A 17,514-nucleotide genomic window follows, 5' to 3' on the forward strand; every position below is an offset into this window, starting at 1 on the left:
CCGCATCGCGCGGAACGTTACCGTATCGCGATCAGACAACCACTTCGACGCCCTCGCCCGGAGCTTTACCTGACGCCCGTTCGGACTCCAGAGCGTTCTGGAGGATCACCACAGCGGCAGCCTGGTCAATGACAGAACGGCCTTTCTTGGACTTCACGCCCGAGGCGCGCAGCCCTTGAGTGGCTGTCACTGTGGTCATCCTCTCGTCCACCAATCGCACCGGAATGGGTGCGACCGCGCGGGCGAACACCTGGGCGAACTCCCGGACCTTGGCGGCTGCGGGGCCCTCGCCGCCGCCGAGGGAGCGCGGCAGACCGATGATGACCTCGATCGGCTCGTACTCCTCCACGATCTGCCCCAGCCGCCGGTGGGCGGCCGGGACGTCACGTCCCGGCACGGTCTCCACCGGCGTGGCGAGGATCCCGTCGGGGTCGCACGAGGCGACCCCGATCCGGGCGTCCCCGACATCGATCGCCAGACGGCGACCGCGGCGCATCGGCGTCATGTCCGGCGTCATGCCGTCTCGGTGACGAGGCGTTCGACAGCGGCGACGGCGTCGCCGATGGCGTTCGGGTCGGTGCCGCCGCCCTGGGCGACGTCCGGCTTGCCGCCGCCACCGCCGCCGAGGGTCTTCGCGGCCGTACGGACCAGGTCGCCGGCCTTGAGACCGCGCTCACGGGCGGCCTCGTTGGTGGCGATGACCGTCAGCGGACGCCCGTTGGCCGTGGTGAACAGGGCCACGACGGCCGGACGGCCGCCCTGGATGCGTCCACGGACGTCCAGGACGAGCTTGCGCAGGTCGTCGGCCGAGGTGCCGTCCGGGACCTGCCCGGTGACCAGGGCGACGCCCCGTACGTCCTTGGCGGACTCGACGAGTCCGGCGGCGGCCTGGAGGACCTTCTCCGCACGGAACTTCTCGATCTCCTTCTCGGCGTCCTTCAGCTTGCCGAGCATGGCGGCGATCTTCTCGGGCAGTTCCTCGGAGCGGCCCTTGACCAGCTCCTGGAGCTGGGCGACGACCGTGTGCTCCTTGGCGAGGAAGTTGTACGCGTCCACACCGACGAGGGCCTCGATACGGCGCACACCGGAACCGATCGACGATTCGCCGAGCAGTTTCACCAGACCCAGCTGGGACGTGTTGTGGACGTGCGTACCGCCGCACAGCTCCTTGGAGAAGTCGCCGATGGTGACGACGCGGACCCGCTCGCCGTACTTCTCGCCGAACTCGGCGATGGCGCCCTGCTTCTTGGCCTCGTCGATGGACATGACCTCGGCCTGGACGTCCAGTTCGCGGGCCAGGACCTCGTTGATCTTCTGCTCGACGTCGGTGAGGACCGTGCCGGGGACGGCGGCGGGCGAACCGAAGTCGAAGCGGAAGCGGCCGGGCGAGTTCTCCGAACCGGCCTGGGCGGCCGTCGGGCCGAGGGCGTCGCGCAGCGCCTGGTGCGTGAGGTGCGTGGCGCTGTGGGCGCGGGCGATGGCCCGGCGGCGGGTGTTGTCGATGGAGGCGTAGGCGGCGGCGCCGACCGTGACCTCACCGACCTGGACCGAGCCCTTGTGGACGGAGACACCCGGGACCGGCTGCTGTACGTCGCGGATCTGGATGACGGCGCCGGTGTCGAGCCGGATCCGGCCCTGGTCGGCGAGCTGGCCGCCGCCCTCGGCGTAGAACGGGGTCCGGTCGAGGACGACCTCGACCTCGTCGCCCTCGGAGGCGGCGGGCGAGGGAACACCGTCGACGAGCAGGCCGACGATCCGGGACTCGCCCTCGGTGCTGGTGTAGCCGGTGAACTCGGTGGCGCCCGAGGTGTCGGCCACCTCGCGGTAGGCGGACAGGTCGGCGTGACCGGTCTTCTTGGCCTTGGCGTCGGCCTTGGCCTTGTCCCGCTGCTCCTGCATGAGGCGGCGGAAGCCGTCCTCGTCCACGGAGAGGCCCTGTTCGGCGGCCATCTCCAGGGTGAGGTCGATCGGGAAGCCCCAGGTGTCGTGGAGCAGGAACGCCTTGTCGCCGGCGAGCACCTGGCCACCGGCGGCCTTGGTCTCGGTGACGGCGGTCTCGAGGATGTTGGTGCCGCCCTTGAGGGCCTTGAGGAAGGCGGCTTCCTCGGCGAGGGCGACCGTCTCGATGCGCTTGCGGTCGGTGATGAGCTCCGGGTACTGCTCACCCATCGTGTTGATCACGACGTCGACCAGCTCACCGGCGACCGAGCCGGTGGCGCCCATCAGCCGCATGTTGCGGATGGCGCGGCGCATGATGCGGCGCAGCACGTAGCCGCGGCCCTCGTTGCCGGGGGTGACTCCGTCGCCGATGAGCATCACGGACGTACGGATGTGGTCGGCGACGACGCGGAGCGAGACGTCCGTGCCCTGCTCGGCGCCGTACCGCACGCCGGTCAGCTCGGTGGCCTTGTCCATCACGACGCGCAGGGTGTCGGTCTCGTACATGTTCTGCACGCCCTGCAGGATCATGGCGAGGCGTTCGAGGCCGAGACCGGTGTCGATGTTCTTCGACGGCAGGTCACCGAGGATCGGGAAGTCCTCCTTGCCGTCACCGGCGCCCCGCTCGTACTGCATGAAGACGAGGTTCCAGATCTCCACGTACCGCTCGTCGTTGACGGCCGGGCCGCCCTCGACGCCGAACTCGGGTCCGCGGTCGTAGTTGATCTCGGAACAGGGACCGCAAGGGCCCGGGACGCCCATGGACCAGAAGTTGTCCTTCTTGCCCAGGCGCTGGATGCGCTCGGCGGGAACGCCGATCTTGTCGCGCCAGATCTGCTCGGCCTCGTCGTCGTCCAGGTAGACCGTGATCCACAGACGCTCGGGGTCGAGGCCGAAGCCGCCGTCGTCGACGGAGTTGGTCAGGGCCTCCCAGGCGTACTGGATGGCCCCTTCCTTGAAGTAGTCGCCGAAGGAGAAGTTGCCGCACATCTGGAAGAACGTGCCGTGGCGCGTGGTCTTGCCGACCTCTTCGATGTCCGGCGTACGCACGCACTTCTGCACGCTGGTGACGCGCGGGGCGGGCGGCTTGACCTCGCCGAGGAAGTACGGCTTGAAGGGGACCATGCCCGCGGGGACCAGGAGCAGAGTCGGGTCGTCCGCGATGAGCGACGCCGAAGGGACGACGGTGTGACCGCGCTCCTCGAAGAAGCTCAGCCAGCGGCGGCGAATTTCAGCCGACTCCATTAGTGGTCCTCATTCCGGTTGTACGAGTTGTAGGGGAGCTTGCGGTACACGGCGGGTTCGCCCGTCCTGGCGGCGTCGGCCGCTTCGACTGCGTAGTGCTGTTGTACGGGGAGTTCGGGGTCGACCGGTGCCTCCAGGCCCAGCGCCCCGCCCAGTTCGGCTTCGCGACGGATCATGCCTTCGCGGACGTCGAGGGCGAAGTCCTTGAGCTTGTGACCGGTCTCGATCGCCTTGTCCGCGGCCTGCGCGGCGAGGCTCTCGGGGGTCAGCTGCTTGAGCTTGCGGTTGACCTTGGTGGTGGCCCAGACGCCGGCTGCGGCGCCGGCGGTGAACCAGAACGTACGGCGGAACATCGCTGCGTCAGTCCTTCTGTCCGCGGGAACTTCGGCCGTTCCGCTTCTTGCCTCGGGCGGATGGCACTGTACGGCCGACGACCACCGTACGACGGGAGGGCCGGCCTGCCGGCTCCGGTTCGGGAGCGGACCTGCGGCCGATCGCCTGTCGCACCCCGTAGCCGAAGGCGGCGACCTTGACGAGCGGGCCGCCGAAGGTCGACGCGACGGTGGTGGAGAGCGCGGAGGCGTTGGAGGTGACCTCCTGGACGTCCGTCGCGATCGCGTCGACCTTGTCGAGCTGGGTCTGCGCGGAGCGGACGGTCGCGGACGCGTCGGCGAGCAGCGGGACGGCCTGTTCGGTCACGTCCGCCACGAGCTTCGTGGTCGCCCTGAGCGTCTGGGCCAGCCTCACCAGCACCACGGCGAGGAACGAAACCAGGATCGCCCAGAAGACGGCCACCAGAATCCCGGCCACCTCTCCACCGGACACAGTGCACCGCTCTCTGCTTGTCGCCTGCCCCGTTCGGGGCTTGTCTCTGCTCTGCCGGCGACCCCTGTCATCACAGGCAATCGTCGTCCCTCGACCCTATCGCGCCGGGCGTCAGCCCCTGTACCGCATTACCGGTGGGAGGGGCCAGGGTTGGCATAAGGAGATTGTACGGAGAGCTTTCAAGCCAGTACTCTGCGTGTCTTATGCGACGCCCTCAGCGCCCCTTCTCCACACCCGACGACCCTGGTACCCATCCCGCCGCCGTCCGCGGCAATCTGCCGGCGGAACTGAACAGATTCGTCGGCCGCGACGACGAGCTGACCGAGCTGTTCCGCCTGTTGGAGGAGTCCAGGCTGGTGACGGTCGTGGGGGTGGCCGGGGCAGGCAAGACCCGCTGTGTCGCACGAGTCGCCGCATCGCTGGAGAAACGGTACTGCCACGGCGTCTGGGTCGCCGAGCTGTCCGCCGTCCAGGACCCGGGACTCCTCGAACACGCGCTGGTCGAGGCGCTGGGACTCACCGACCACACCAGCAGGCCGCCGCGGGCCACGCTCGTCGACCATCTCGCCCCGCGTCAACTCCTGCTCGTGATCGACGGCTTCGAGCAGATGACCGAGGCGGTGGCCGAACTCGTACGGGAACTGCTCCGCCGCGCCCCGGGGCTCGGCGTCCTGGCCGCCGGCCGGCGGCCGCTGCGGGTGGACGGCGAACTGACCTTCCCGCTCGCCCCGATGACCGAGCGGGACGCGGTGGCACTCTTCGCCGAGCGCGCCCGCGCGGTGCACCCGGGATACCGGGTGACGGACCACAACCGGGCCGCCGTGCTGGAGCTCTGCCGCCGTCTCGACGGCATTCCGCTGGCGCTCGAACTGGCCGCGGGACGGCTGCGCGCACTGTCGGTGGAACAGATGCTGCACCGTCTCGACGACCGGTTCCGGCTGCTGACCGGCGGCAGCCGGGGCGGCGCTCCGGCCCGCCACCAGACGCTCCGTACCGCCATCGGCTGGAGCCACGAACTGTGCGCGCCGCAACAGCGTCTGCTCTGGGCGCGGCTCTCCGTCTTCGCCGGGCAGTTCGACCTGGAGGCCGTCGAGTACATCTGCAGCGGGCCCGATCTGCCCGCCGACGAGGTGCTCGACGTGCTCGACGAACTCCTCGCCCAGTCCGTCGTGGTGCGCGAGGACGCGGGGGCGGGCTGCCGCTACCGCCTGCTGGACACCGTCCGCGAGTACGGCGCCGAGTGGCTGGCCGCCACCGGGGACACGGACCGGCTGCGCCGCAGACACCGGGACTGGTTCCTGGGACTCGCGACCTGGTGCGAGCTCGACTGGTTCAGCCCGCGCCAGAGCGAGGTGGCGGCCCGGATCGACAGCGAGCTGCCCAATCTCCGGCGGGCGATGGAATGCTCCATGGAGAGTCCCGACGAGGTCCATCTCGCCCAGTACCTGGCGGGCACGCTCTGGTTCTACTGGGTCGGCTGCGGCCGTCTCGCCGAGGGCCGGCACTGGCTGGACCACGTCCTGGAGGAGGAGTCGCCCCACGACGCGTCCCGGTTGAAGGCCCTGTGGGTGCTCGGGTACGTGGCGGTGCTCCAGGGTGACGCGATCGGCGCCATCTCGGCACTGCAGGAGTGCCGCGAGGAGGCCGAGCGGGCGGGCGACGCGGCTGCCGTGGCCTACGCGGTGCACCGGATGGGCTGCCTGGCGATCGTCACGGACGACATGGTGCGGGCCGAGGAACTGCTGCGCGACGCACTCGGGCGCTACCAGGAAGCCGGTGAGCTCAACAGCAATGTGCTGATGGCCCAGGTGGAGCTGGCGATGGCCGTGGCGTTCCTCGGTGATCTGGACGGCGCGGTCACGATCTGCGAAGAGGTCAGGGAGATCTGCGAGGACCACGGGGAACGGTGGGCCCTCGCCTACGCGCTGTACGTGCTGGCGTACGCGGCGCTGCAACGGGGGGAGACCGTCCTCGCCCGCCGGATGCTCCGCGAGTGCCTGGACATCGGCCGGACCTTCCACGATCTGCTCGGGACCGTGCTGACACTGGAGCTGCTGGCCCTGGTCACCGCGGTCGACGGGGACGCCGCCGAGGCCGCCGTGCTGCAGGGGGCCGCCGAGCGGATCTGGCCTTCGGTGGGCCTGCCGCTGTTCGGCTCGGTCTATTACGGGCTGCCCCGGACCCAGTGCGAGGAGCGTGCCCGCGAGGAACTGGGCGCGGCGACGTACGAAGCGAGGCGGCGTGCGGGTGAGCGGCTGAGCCTGGAGGCGGCCGTGTCGCGGGCCCTGGCCGGCGGGCAGCAGGGCCGCCCGGGTAGGCCGGGGCCCGGCACCGTTCCGGCGCCCGGGGGAACGCGAAGGCCCGCCGCCTCCCGGACAACAGGGAGGGGCGGGCCCGAGCTCGGTTGAGAGCTACGCCTGGATCAGCGGGCGTAGTACTCGACGACGAGCTGCTCGTCGCAGATGACCGGGATTTCCTTGCGGTTCGGGTCCCGGTCCAGGCGGAAGGCCAGGGCCTTCAGGTTCACCTGGAGGTAGCGCGGGGTCTCACCGTCGGTGTCGTAACCACCCTCGCGGGCCACCTGGAAGGGGACCTTGGAGCGGCTGCGCTCGCGCACCTGGATGATGTCGTCCGGGCGGACGCGGAACGACGGCTTGTCGACCTTGCCACCGTTGACCTCGATGTGGCCGTGGACGACCATCTGACGGGCCTGGTAGATGGTGCGGGCGATGCCCGAACGCAGGACCAGGGCGTCGAGGCGGCGCTCGAGCTCGACGACCAGCGCCTCGCCCGTCTTGCCTTCGGCCTTCTTGGCGCGGTCGTAGGCGCGCGCCATCTGGCGCTCGCTGATGTCGTACTGCGCACGCAGACGCTGCTTCTCGAGCAGACGGACCTTGTAGTCCGAGTTCTGCTTGCGGCCACGGCCGTGCTCGCCCGGCGGGTACGGACGAGCTTCGAAGTACTTGACAGCCTTCGGCGTCAGAGCGATGCCGAGGGCACGCGACTTCTTGACCTTGGGACGCGACTGGTTAGGCACGTTCTCCAGACCTCCGTTGTAGGTTAAGTTAGGTAAGGCTTACCTTACTCAAGGAGATCGCATGTCTAGCCCTGGGAACACCACAGACGTCACGGACAACACAGACAGCGGCGGCGCGCACGAGGGCGCCGCTACGACGGAAGGCCGATCTGATCGTGGTCAGCCGCGTCCCAGCGGGCTTGAAAACACTCGGATGCCGTCAGCAGCCGAGCGCACACGAACTCTCGTACAGAGTACCTGCTCCGCCGCACTGGTCGTACCCGGGCTCGATGTGCCCTGCCCCGAACACCTGGTGCCCAGCTCCCGCAGCGTAGGTCCCGACGGCGACCTGTTCCTCGAATTCCCCGCCGGATCCCCGGTCGTACGGGCCGCGACGCGCGCCCAGGGCGACGAACTCACTGCCGTGCTGGAGCTCACGGATGTGGCACCGGTCTCCGTCCCGCACCGTATCCGTGGCCGCGCCTGGGTCTCCGGCTGGCTGACCTCCGTACCGGGGCTGGCACAGCCCGGCCGGATGATGCTGCGGCTGGAGACGGCGGAGGCGTACGTGGACGATCTCTGGGGAGCCCAGGACGTCGAGCCCGACGCGTTCCGCGACGCCGCCCCGGATCCGCTCGTCGTGCACGAGACGGAACTGCTCCAGCACCTGCACGCGGCCCACGGCGAACAGATGGGGACGCTCTGCGCACTGCTGGGCGAGCGGACGGGCTGCGAATGCGCCGCCCATCGGCCGTCCGCCGTGCCGGTGGCGCTCGACCGCTTCGGTCTGCGGGTGCGCTTCGTCGAGGGCCAGGGCTCGTGCTTCGACGCGCGGTTCGAGTTTCCCGAGCCCGTACGGGACGTCGTCGAGCTGCGCCGGGCCATGCACACCCTCTTCGAGGCGGCGTCCTGCTGACCCCCGCCGCCCGGTCCCGGGCCGGGACCGGGGGCCGAGCCGGTCAGGCGGACGCGCCGCCGTCCGCTCCGTCGGAGCCGTCCCTGCCCAGCCGCTCCCTGACCCGGTCCGCCACATCCGCGTACCGTGCCTCCGCGCCGTAGCGCGTGGGTGTGTAGTACCGCTTGTCGCGCACGGCATCCGGGGCGTACTGCTGGGCGGCGATGCCGCCCGGGACGTCGTGCGGATAGACATAGCCCTGGGCGTGCCCCAGCTTGGCCGCGCCCTTGTAGTGACCGTCGCGCAGATGGGCCGGCACGGGGCCCGCGAGCCCCCTGCGCACATCCTCCTGGGCGGCGGAGATCGCCAGCGTCGCCGCGTTGGACTTCGGTGCCAGCGCCAGCGCGATGGTGGCGTGGCTGAGGGTGAGTGCCGCCTCCGGAAAGCCGATCATGGCCACGGCCTGGGCTGCCGCGACCGCGATGGGCAGCGCCGTGGGATCGGCCAGGCCGATGTCCTCGCTGGCGGAGATCATGAGCCGGCGGGCGATGAACCGGGGGTCCTCCCCCGCCTCGATCATCCGGGCCAGATAGTGCAGTGCCGCGTCCACGTCCGAGCCGCGGATCGACTTGATGAGGGCGCTCGCCACGTCGTAGTGCTGGTCGCCGTCCCGGTCGTACTTCACGGCGGCCCGGTCGACGGTGGCCTCGACGGTCTGGAGGGTGATCTCCTGCTCGTGGGTGGCCAGTGCGGCTCCGGCCGCCGCCTCCAGCGCGGTGAGCACCCTGCGGGCGTCGCCTCCGGCGATGCGCAGCAGGTGGGCCTGCGCGTCCTCGGCCAGCGTCACCGCGCCGCCGAGCCCGCGCTCGTCGGTCAGGGCGCGGGTGATCAGCGCGAGCAGGTCCTCGTCGGTCAGCGGCTCCAGGGTGAGCAGCAGGGAGCGCGAGAGCAGGGGGGAGATGATCGAGAAGTACGGATTCTCCGTGGTGGCCGCGATCAGCGTCACCCAGCGGTTCTCCACCGCGGGCAGGAGCGAGTCCTGCTGGGCCTTGGAGAAGCGGTGGATCTCGTCGAGGAAGAGGACGGTCTCCTTGCCGTACCCCCCGGTGGCGCGGCGCGCGCCCTCGATGACGGCGCGGACCTCCTTGACGCCCGCGGTGATCGCGGAGAGCTCGACGAAGCGCTTGTTCGTCGCCTTGCTGACCACGTACGCCAAGGTCGTCTTGCCGGTGCCTGGCGGGCCCCAGAGGATCACCGACGACGGGCCGGCGGGGCCGCCGCTGCCCTCCCCCACGAGACGGCGCAGGGGTGAGCCCGGCTTGAGGAGGTGCTGCTGGCCGACGACCTCATCGACCGTACGAGGACGCATCCGCACAGCGAGCGGGCTGGCGGACGGGTCCTTTTCCTGGCGGTCTTCGGCGGCTGCGGTAAAGAGATCGGGCTCCACGCTGTGAAGCCTATGTCACCCCACTGACAACGCCCTCGGGCCCGTCAGCTGGTCCAGAAGTCCCACCAGCGGGTCAGGATCAGCATCCCGATGATGCCGATCCAGAGGACCGGCGGCACCCAGTGGAACTCCAGCAGGAAGGTACGCAGCCAGCTGGGGGCGGGCAGGACGCGGTGCTTGATGTTGTGCGTGGTGACGTAGCAGAACATGACAATCGTGGCGACCCAGGCCAGGCAGCACCACAGGCACAGCGAGTTGATGTTGTACAGCGACTGGTACTGGAGCCAGGTGCAGAAGCCGACCCCGAACAGCGTGCCCGCGTTGAGGCCGAGCCAGAACCAGGACCGGAAGCGGCCCCCGGCCAGCAGCCCCATTCCGATGCAGATCACCATCGCGTAGGTGACCAGTCCGAGCATCGGGTTGGGGAACCCGAACGCGGACGCCTGGTCGCTCTTCATGATGTTGCCGCACGCGACGACCGGGTTGAGGCTGCACCCGGGGGTGAAGCTGGGGTCCTCGAGCAGCTTGAACTTGTCGATCGTGATGACCCAGGCGGCGAGCAGTCCGGCCGCACCCGTGATCACCAGGAGCAGCGCCAGCGCGCGACTGCCCCCGATGGTCCCCTTCGCACCGTCCTCTGCCTGGCCCGAGGAGGGATGGTCTACCGCTGCAGTCGTCATATCGCCGTTCCGTCACTGAGTAGCCAGCTGGGCACCGCCATTGTGCCGCACCGCCTGCGGCGTCATCCGTTCGATGGACATACGTGTGTACGCACGTCCGGAGCCGGGACGAGGGAACCGTGCTGGTCCTCGGCACCGACGCGGCCGTCGCGGACCGCCACCACCGTTCCCGGGTCGGCGCCGTCCACCAGGATGAATCGGCACCCGCCGAGTTGACCGTGCGCGAGGCAGAGGGCGAACGAAGCGGTACGGGGGCGTGAGGGGATCGCCGGGTGACGGGACGGGAAGGGGCGGGCGGGCGACAGGCCCGCCCGCCCCTTCCCGAACCGCGGTTGCCCGAACCGGGGCCGCGCCCCTACGCCAGGCGCGAGCGGATCGCCTCGGTCACGTCCGCCAGGGCGACCGCTTCCTGCTCGCCCGACTCCATGTCCTTGAGCTGGACGTTGCCCTCGGCCAGGTCGCGCTCGCCCGCGACGATCGTGAACCGCGCACCCGACCGGTTCGCGCTCTTCATCGCGCCCTTCAGACCACGGCCGCCGAACGCGAAGTCCGTCGCCACACCCTCGCGACGCAGCTGCGTGACGATGCCGAAGAGCACCCGGCGGGCCTCGTCACCGAGCGGGACCGCGTACACGCTGGTGGTGGCGGGGATGGCGAGCTCGATGCCCTCGGCCTCCAGGGCGAGAACCGTACGGTCCACGCCGAGCGCCCAGCCGACGGACGGCAGCGCGGGGCCGCCGATCATCTCGGACAGACCGTCGTAACGGCCGCCGCCGCCCACCGCGGACTGCGAGCCCAGGCCGTCGTGGACGAACTCGAAGGTCGTGCGCGTGTAGTAGTCGAGGCCGCGGACGAGCTTCTCGTCGTCCTCGTACACCACACCGGCTGCCGTCAGCAGACCGCGGACCTCCTCGTGGTACGCCTTGCAGCCGTCACAGAGGTAGTCGCGCAGCATCGGAGCGCCGACCAGCTGCTTCTGGACCTCGGCCCGCTTGTCGTCGAGGACGCGGAGCGGGTTGATCTCGATGCGGCGGCGGGTGTCCTCGTCGAGGTCGAGATCGCGCAGGAAGCCCTGGAGCGCCTCCCGGTACACCGGGCGGCACTCCTTGTCGCCGAGCGAGTTCAGCAGGATGCGGAAGCTGCGGAGACCGAGCGAGCGGTACGCCTGGTCGGCCAGGATGATCAGCTCGGCGTCGAGCGCCGGGTCCTCCGTACCGATGGCCTCGGCGCCGACCTGCGAGAAGTGCCTGTAGCGGCCCTTCTGCGGGCGCTCGTACCGGTAGTACGAGCCCGAGTACCAGAGCTTGACGGGGAGGTTGCCGGCCTTGTGGAGGTTGGCCTCCAGTGCCGCGCGCAGCACCGAGGCGGTGCCCTCGGGGCGCAGGGCGAGCTTGTCGCCGCCCTTGGTCTCGAAGGCGTACATCTCCTTCGAGACGATGTCGGTGGACTCACCGACGCCTCGGGCGAAGAGGGCGACGTCCTCGAAGCCGGGGGTCTCGATGTAGCCGTAGCCGGAGTTCTTCAGCGGTGCGGAGATCGCCTCACGGACCGCGAGGTACTTCGCGGAGTCCGGCGGGATCAGGTCGTACGTGCCCTTGGGGGCCTGGAAGGTACTCACAGGGTTTCTCTCTCGTCACATTCCTCGGCGGGGCGCGTCCATGCCGTGCAGATACGGGTTGGAGGCGCGCTCGCGGCCGATGGTCGTCTGGGGGCCGTGGCCGGACAGCACCACGGTCGAGTCGTCGAGCGGCAGGCACACACGGGCCAGCGACTCGAGCAGCTCGGCCTGGCTGCCGCCGGGCAGGTCGGTGCGTCCGACGGAGCCGGCGAAGAGCAGGTCGCCCGAGAAGAGAACCTGCGGAACATCCGCGGCCTCGGGCATCCTGAACGTCACCGACCCCTTGGTATGGCCGGGCGCATGCGCGACGCCGAACTCCAGACCGGCCAGATTCAGCACGGCGCCGTCGGTCAGCTCCTTGACGTCGTCCGGCTCCCCCACGGTCAGCTCGCCCATGAGAGGCATACCGAAGGAGCGGCCGAGGCCCTTCTCCGGGTCGCTCATCATGTAACGGTCCTCCGGGTGGATCCAGGCAGGGACGTCATGGGCGCCGCACACGGGGACGACCGAGGCGACGTGGTCGATGTGGCCATGGGTGAGCACGACTGCGACAGGCTTGAGCCGATGCTTCTTCAGCGTCTCCTCGACGCCCTGGGCGGCCTGATGCCCGGGATCGATGATCACGCACTCCTCGCCTGCGGCGGGGGCGACCAGGTAGCAATTGGTCCCCCAGGCCCCGGCGGGGAACCCGGCAATGAGCACGATCGTCCTTAATGTTCGTCCGACGGGAGAGGGTGTTGAGACAGATCCAGCAGATCAGAGCCTACCGGCGCTCCTCATCCCACAGCTAACCCATATACGGTACGGGGCAACCCAGGCCGGATCACACGACGTACAAGGAGATCAACCGGTGGTCAGCAGCGATCAGCGGCGGCGGCAGCTCGCCCGCGAGAAGTTCGAGCGGCAGCAGCAGCGCAGGGAGGAAGCCCGCCGGAGGACCAGGCGTCTCACCGTGGTCATCGCGTCCGCGCTGGCCGTGGTGGCGGTCATCGGCGCGGGCGCGTACGTCTCCGTCGGCGGCGACGACGACAAGGACAAGCCCGACGCGGCGGCGAGCGCGAGCCCGTCGGCGACGCCCTCCGAGAGCGAGAGTGCCGCGCCGGAGCCCGAGATGAAGATCGACAAGACGGCTAAGTACTCAATGTCGCTCAAGACCAGCCAGGGCGACATAGCGTTCACCATGGACGCCGCGAAGACTCCGCACACCACGAATTCCTTCAAGGCCCTCGCGGACAAGGGGTACTTCGACGGTACGAAGTGTCACCGCCTGACCACGGAGGGCATTTTCGTCCTCCAGTGCGGTGACCCGAAGGGCGACGGCACCGGCGGTCCCGGCTACACGATCCCGGACGAGAACCTGACGGCCCTGGGCAAGGCGGGCGGGGACGGAACCGTCACCTTCCCCGCGGGCACGGTGGCGATGGCCAACACCGGCCAGCCGAGCACCGGTGGCAGCCAGTTCTTCCTGGTCTACAAGGACACCAAACTCCCGCCCACGTACACGCCGTTCGGCACGATGGACGAGGCCGGGCTGAAGACCGTCAAGACGGTCGCCGAGGCGGGCGTCGCCGGTGGTGCGGGTGACGGTGCCCCGAAGAAGACCGTCACCGTCGAGAAGGCCGCGGTCGACAAGGTCTGATCCGGCCGGGCGGCCGGCCCACCCTGCCGCGTGGCGCGGACCGGAGAATTTCAGCCGCGCTGAGTGCGGACAGCCGGGTGGCCGGTCGCCTAGATTGGCGTTGTGCAGGGCGGGCGATGCCCGCCCCAGGAAACTGTGGACGATGCCCGGGGGGCGAACCCCCTCGCAGGCATCAGGTGGAGGAGGCGCTGTGAGCAGCGACCCGTGGGGCCGCGTCGACGAGACGGGCACCGTGTACGTGCGTACAGCCGATGGCGAGCAGGTCGTCGGATCGTGGCAGGCCGGTTCCCCCGAGGAGGCCCTGGCCTACTTCGAGCGCAAGTACGAGGGCTTGGTGGTCGAAATCGGCCTCCTCGAGCGGCGGGTGAAGACCACCGATCTCTCGGCCAAGGACGCGACGGCCGCGATCGACCACCTGCGCACGCAGGTGGACGAGCATCACGCCGTGGGCGACCTCGCCGCGCTGCGTACCCGGCTGGACGCGCTCGTCGCGACGGTCGACTCGCGGCGCGAGGAGCGCAAGGTCCAGAAGGCGAAGCAGACCGACGAGGCCCGGCAGGCCAAGGAGGCGCTCGTCGTCGAGGCCGAGGAGCTGGCGCAGAGCGAGCAGTGGCGCTCGGCCGGCGAGCGGCTGAGGGCCCTGGTCGACACGTGGAAGGGGCTTCCCCGCCTCGACCGCAAGTCGGACGACGAGCTGTGGCATCGCTTCTCGCATGCCCGGTCGGCGTTCTCCAAGCGCCGCAAGGCTCACTTCGCGGCGCTCGACGCGCAGCGCGAGGACGCCCGCAAGGCCAAGGAGAAGCTGGTCGCCGAGGCCGAGGCACTCTCCGGTTCCACGGACTGGGGTACGACGGCCGCCCGGTACCGCGACCTGATGACCGAGTGGAAGGCCGCGGGCCGCGCCCAGCGCGAGGCCGAGGACGACCTGTGGAACCGCTTCCGCGGTGCGCAGGACGTGTTCTTCGCTGCCCGCAGTGGTGTGTTCGCCGAGCGGGACGCGGAACAGGGCGAGAACCTCAAGCTCAAGGAGGAGCTCGCCGAGGAGGCCGAGAAGCTGGTGCCGGTGAGGGACCTGAAGACGGCCAGGGCCGCCTTCCGTGCCCTCAACGAGCGCTGGGAGGCCATCGGCCACGTACCGCGTGACGCCCGCCCGAAGGTCGAGGGGCGGATGCAGGCGGTGGAGCGCGCGCTCCAGGAGGCCGAGGAGAACGAGTGGCGCCGTTCGAACCCGGAGGCGCGGGCGCGCGCCGAGGGTCTGACCGGTCAGCTCCAGGCGGCCGTGGACAAGCTGCGCAAGCAGATCGACACGGCTCGCGCCTCGGGCAACAACGCCAGGGCGGACAAGCTGGCCAAGGAGCTCGAGGGCCGGCAGGCGCTGCTGGACCAGGCGCTCAAGGGCCTGGAGGAGTTCAGCGGCTGATTCCGGCCACATGAACGCGAGAGGGGCTCCTGTACTTCGCGTACAGGAGCCCCTCTCGCGTTCTCGTGGCGTCCGGGCTACGGCCGGCGGGCCGAGGTCACCCGGTAGACGTCGTAGACGCCCTCCACGCCCCGCACGGCCTTCAGAACGTGCCCCAGGTGCTTCGGGTCGCCCATCTCGAAGGTGAAGCGCGAGGTCGCCACCCGGTCCCTGGACGTCTGGACGGCCGCCGACAGGATGTTGACGTGCTGGTCGGACAGGACGCGGGTGACGTCGGAGAGCAGGCGGGACCGGTCCAGTGCCTCGACCTGGATGGCGACCAGGAAGACCGAGGACTGGGTGGGGGCCCACTCGACCTCGAGGATGCGCTCCGGCTGCTGGGACAGCGAGTCGACGTTGACGCAGTCGGCGCGGTGCACCGAGACGCCGCTGCCGCGGGTGACGAAGCCGATGATCGGGTCGCCCGGGACGGGGGTGCAGCAGCGGGCCAGCTTGACCCAGACGTCCTCGACGCCCTTGACGACCACGCCCGGGTCGGCGTTGGCCCGGCGCTTGCTGCGACCGCGCGAGGGCGGTGCGCTCTCGACGAGGTCCTCGTTGGCGGCGTCCTCTCCGCCGAGCGCCTGGACGAGCTTCTGTACGACGCCGGCGGCGGCGACATGGCCCTCACCGATGGCCGCGTACAGCGACGAGATGTCCGGGTAGCGCATCTCGTGGGCGAGCGTGACGAGCGAGTCACCGGTCAGAATCCGCTGGATCGGCAGGTTCTGCTTGCGCATGGCGCGCGCGATGGCGTCCTTGCCCTGCTCGATCGCCTCGTCGCGGCGCTCCTTGGAGAACCAGGCGCGGATCTTGTTCCGGGCGCGGGGCGACTTGACGAAGCCGAGCCAGTCCCGGGAGGGTCCGGCGCCGGCCGCCTTGGAGGTGAAGACCTCGACGAGGTCACCGTTGTCCAGGGTCGATTCGAGCGGGACGAGGCGCCCGTTGACCCGTGCTCCTATCGTCCGGTGGCCGACCTCCGTGTGGACGGCGTACGCGAAGTCCACGGGGGTGGCACCGGCGGGCAGCGCTATGACGTCGCCCTTGGGCGTGAAGACGAAGACCTCGTTGCGCGAGAGGTCGAAGCGCAGGGACTCCAGGAACTCGCTGGGGTCCTCGGTCTCCTTCTGCCAGTCCAGGAGCTGGCGCAGCCACGCCATGTCGTTGACGGTGTCCTGGCCGCGGCCGGTGTTCTTGGGCACGTCGGTGCGGACCTTGGAGGCACCGGCGACGGCCTCCTGCTTGTACTTCCAGTGCGCGGCGATGCCGTACTCGGCGCGGCGGTGCATGTCGAACGTACGGATCTGGAGCTCGACGGGCTTGCCGCTGGGACCGATCACCGTGGTGTGCAGCGACTGGTACATGTTGAACTTCGGCATCGCGATGTAGTCCTTGAACCGGCCGGGGACCGGATTCCATCGCGCGTGAACGGTGCCGAGGGCCGCGTAGCAGTCGCGGACCGTGTCGACAAGTACACGAATCCCCACCAGGTCGTAGATCTCGGCGAAGTCGCGGCCTCGCACGATCATCTTCTGGTAGACGCTGTAGTAGTGCTTCGGCCGTCCGGTGACGGTGGCCTTGATGCGGGCGGCGCGCAGGTCGGACTGGACCTCGTCGGTCACTATGGCGAGGTACTCGTCGCGCTTGGGGGCCCGCTCCGCGACGAGACGGACGATCTCGTCGTACATCTTGGGGTAGAGGATCGCGAAGGCGAGGTCCTCCAGCTCCCACTTGATGGTGTTCATGCCCAGGCGGTGGGCCAGGGGCGCGTAGATCTCAAGGGTCTCGCGGGCCTTCTTCTCCTGCTTCTCCCGCTTGAGATAGCGCATGGTGCGCATGTTGTGCAGCCGGTCGGCGAGCTTGATCACCAGGACCCGGGGGTCCTTGGCCATGGCGACGACCATCTTGCGTACGGTCTCGGCCTGGGCGGCCTCGCCGAACTTGACCTTGTCGAGCTTCGTGACGCCGTCGACGAGCAGTGCGACCTGGTCGCCGAAGTCCTTGCGCAGGGTGTCCAGGCCGTACTCGGTGTCCTCGACGGTGTCGTGCAGGAGCCCGGCCATCAGGGTGGCGGGGTCCATGCCGAGCTCGGCGAGGATCGTCGTGACGGCGAGCGGGTGCGTGATGTACGGGTCGCCGCTCTTGCGCTTCTGGCCCCGGTGCCAGCGTTCGGCGACCTGGTAGGCGCGCTCGATCTGGCGCAGTGTCGCCGTCTCGATCTTGGGGTCGTTGGAGCGGACCGTCCGCAGCAGCGGTTCGAGCACGGGGTTGTACGGGCTGGAGCGCTGGACGCCGAGCCGGGCCAGGCGCGCCCTGACCCGGTTGGACGATCCGCCGGAGCGGGGCACCGAGCCGGCCGGGACGACCGGCTTGGCCGTGGGCTTGACGGGGGGCTTGGCCGCCGGTCCTGCCGGGGGCGCGGGGTCCTTCACGGGCCCGGTCGCCTCCGCGGGCGCGGCCGGTGCTCCGGCGGCGGGCTCGGCGGCGCCGGCCGGGGGCTCGGTGCCCGCACCGGGTCCCGGTGCGGCCTTCGCCGGGGTCGGCCCGGCCTTCGCGGGGGCCGGCGAGGCGGGTTCCGGTGCCTTCCCGGGGCTGTCCGCGGGCTCACGCGCCGCAGGCTTCGGCGTGCCCGCCGGCTGCGCCTTCTCGGGCGTGGCGTTGTCCGCCGCGGGCTTGTCGGGCTGCGGGGCGGCGACTGGCTGGGCCTCGTCTGGCAAGAGCGCTCCTCGTGCGGAACCGGGGTACCCGGAAA

Annotated in this window: 14 protein-coding genes and 1 pseudogene; 5 read left to right on the forward strand and 10 right to left on the reverse strand. The window is 70.0% G+C overall.

Annotation, left to right across the window (positions count from 1 at the left end; translation table 11 throughout):
* Positions 1-31: 31 nt before the first annotated feature.
* Genes ruvX through OG230_RS05870 form a run of 4 tightly spaced genes read right to left on the reverse strand, consistent with a single transcriptional unit; the run spans position 32 to position 3,993 of the window.
* Entirely contained in the window at positions 32-517 is a 486-nt protein-coding gene (ruvX, locus tag OG230_RS05855) for a Holliday junction resolvase RuvX (protein ID WP_328909057.1), read from the reverse strand.
* On the reverse strand, positions 514-3,183 hold the full coding sequence (gene alaS / locus OG230_RS05860) for an alanine--tRNA ligase (protein WP_328909058.1): 2,670 nt from the start codon (positions 3,181-3,183) through the stop codon (positions 514-516). The genes ruvX and alaS overlap by 4 nt, the downstream gene beginning before the upstream one ends.
* Complete coding sequence (locus OG230_RS05865) at positions 3,183-3,536, reverse strand: DUF6167 family protein (protein WP_328909059.1); 354 nt, start codon at positions 3,534-3,536, stop codon at positions 3,183-3,185. The genes alaS and OG230_RS05865 overlap by 1 nt, the downstream gene beginning before the upstream one ends.
* Positions 3,537-3,543: 7 nt before the next feature.
* Positions 3,544-3,993, reverse strand: a complete 450-nt coding sequence (locus OG230_RS05870) for a DUF948 domain-containing protein (protein ID WP_328909060.1) — start codon at positions 3,991-3,993, stop codon at positions 3,544-3,546.
* Between the two features lie 218 nt (positions 3,994-4,211).
* Here OG230_RS05870 and OG230_RS05875 point away from each other — a divergent pair, with 218 nt between their 5' ends.
* Positions 4,212-6,416 carry an ATP-binding protein gene (locus tag OG230_RS05875; RefSeq protein WP_328909061.1) on the forward strand — a complete coding sequence of 735 codons (2,205 nt, stop codon included), beginning with the start codon at positions 4,212-4,214 and terminating at the stop codon, positions 6,414-6,416.
* Positions 6,417-6,430: 14 nt separating this feature from the next.
* On the opposite strand, the gene rpsD is transcribed toward OG230_RS05875, so the two are convergent.
* Complete coding sequence (gene rpsD, locus OG230_RS05880) at positions 6,431-7,045, reverse strand: 30S ribosomal protein S4 (RefSeq protein WP_328909062.1); 615 nt, start codon at positions 7,043-7,045, stop codon at positions 6,431-6,433.
* A gap of 193 nt (positions 7,046-7,238) precedes the next feature.
* On the opposite strand from rpsD, the gene OG230_RS05885 reads away from it, so the two are divergent.
* Positions 7,239-7,940 (forward strand): DUF2470 domain-containing protein, encoded by a 702-nt coding sequence (locus tag OG230_RS05885; protein WP_328909063.1) that lies wholly within the window; start codon positions 7,239-7,241, stop codon positions 7,938-7,940.
* Positions 7,941-7,983: 43 nt separating this feature from the next.
* Here OG230_RS05885 and OG230_RS05890 read toward each other — a convergent pair whose 3' ends face one another.
* Both OG230_RS05890 and OG230_RS05895 read right to left on the reverse strand, forming a co-directional pair.
* Entirely contained in the window at positions 7,984-9,366 is a 1,383-nt protein-coding gene (locus OG230_RS05890; protein ID WP_328909064.1) for a replication-associated recombination protein A, read from the reverse strand.
* Between the two features lie 44 nt (positions 9,367-9,410).
* Positions 9,411-10,046 (reverse strand): vitamin K epoxide reductase family protein, encoded by a 636-nt coding sequence (locus OG230_RS05895; protein ID WP_328909065.1) that lies wholly within the window; start codon positions 10,044-10,046, stop codon positions 9,411-9,413.
* Positions 10,047-10,144: 98 nt separating this feature from the next.
* Between OG230_RS05895 and OG230_RS05900 the strand changes: the two are divergent.
* Positions 10,145-10,273: pseudogene (locus tag OG230_RS05900) on the forward strand (ABC transporter ATP-binding protein); the annotation flags it as partial.
* 128 nt (positions 10,274-10,401) lie between these two features.
* On the opposite strand, the gene hisS reads toward OG230_RS05900, so the two are convergent.
* Together hisS and OG230_RS05910 are read right to left on the reverse strand one after the other, a co-directional pair.
* The gene (gene hisS, locus OG230_RS05905) at positions 10,402-11,664 is read right to left on the reverse strand and encodes a histidine--tRNA ligase (protein WP_328909066.1); all 1,263 of its coding nucleotides are present in this window, start codon (positions 11,662-11,664) and stop codon (positions 10,402-10,404) included.
* Between the two features lie 15 nt (positions 11,665-11,679).
* Positions 11,680-12,366, reverse strand: a complete 687-nt coding sequence (locus OG230_RS05910; protein WP_328909067.1) for an MBL fold metallo-hydrolase — start codon at positions 12,364-12,366, stop codon at positions 11,680-11,682.
* 148 nt (positions 12,367-12,514) lie between these two features.
* On the opposite strand from OG230_RS05910, the gene OG230_RS05915 reads away from it, so the two are divergent.
* Together OG230_RS05915 and OG230_RS05920 are read left to right on the forward strand one after the other, a co-directional pair.
* Complete coding sequence (locus OG230_RS05915) at positions 12,515-13,303, forward strand: peptidylprolyl isomerase (RefSeq protein WP_328909068.1); 789 nt, start codon at positions 12,515-12,517, stop codon at positions 13,301-13,303.
* Positions 13,304-13,493: 190 nt separating this feature from the next.
* Positions 13,494-14,723, forward strand: coding sequence for a DUF349 domain-containing protein (locus OG230_RS05920; protein ID WP_328909069.1), 1,230 nt, complete (start codon positions 13,494-13,496; stop codon positions 14,721-14,723).
* Between the two features lie 77 nt (positions 14,724-14,800).
* Here the strand turns inward: OG230_RS05920 and OG230_RS05925 are convergent, their stop codons facing one another.
* Entirely contained in the window at positions 14,801-17,479 is a 2,679-nt protein-coding gene (locus OG230_RS05925; protein ID WP_443051502.1) for a RelA/SpoT family protein, read from the reverse strand.
* Between the last annotated feature and the right edge of the window lie 35 nt (positions 17,480-17,514).

Origin of the sequence: Streptomyces sp. NBC_00234 (assembly GCF_036195325.1) — a bacterium.
In the GTDB taxonomy this organism is placed as follows: Bacteria; Actinomycetota; Actinomycetes; order Streptomycetales; family Streptomycetaceae; genus Streptomyces.

What these genes read in the sequence shown, in the direction of transcription:
- ruvX (WP_328909057.1), bottom strand. Translation starts at nt 517, where the DNA reads ATGACGCCGGACATGACGCCGATGCGCCGCGGTCGCCGTCTGGCGATC.
- alaS (WP_328909058.1), bottom strand. Translation starts at nt 3,183, where the DNA reads ATGGAGTCGGCTGAAATTCGCCGCCGCTGGCTGAGCTTCTTCGAGGAG.
- OG230_RS05865 (WP_328909059.1), bottom strand. Translation starts at nt 3,536, where the DNA reads ATGTTCCGCCGTACGTTCTGGTTCACCGCCGGCGCCGCAGCCGGCGTC.
- OG230_RS05875 (WP_328909061.1), top strand. Translation starts at nt 4,212, where the DNA reads ATGCGACGCCCTCAGCGCCCCTTCTCCACACCCGACGACCCTGGTACC.
- OG230_RS05885 (WP_328909063.1), top strand. Translation starts at nt 7,239, where the DNA reads ATGCCGTCAGCAGCCGAGCGCACACGAACTCTCGTACAGAGTACCTGC.
- OG230_RS05895 (WP_328909065.1), bottom strand. Translation starts at nt 10,046, where the DNA reads ATGACGACTGCAGCGGTAGACCATCCCTCCTCGGGCCAGGCAGAGGAC.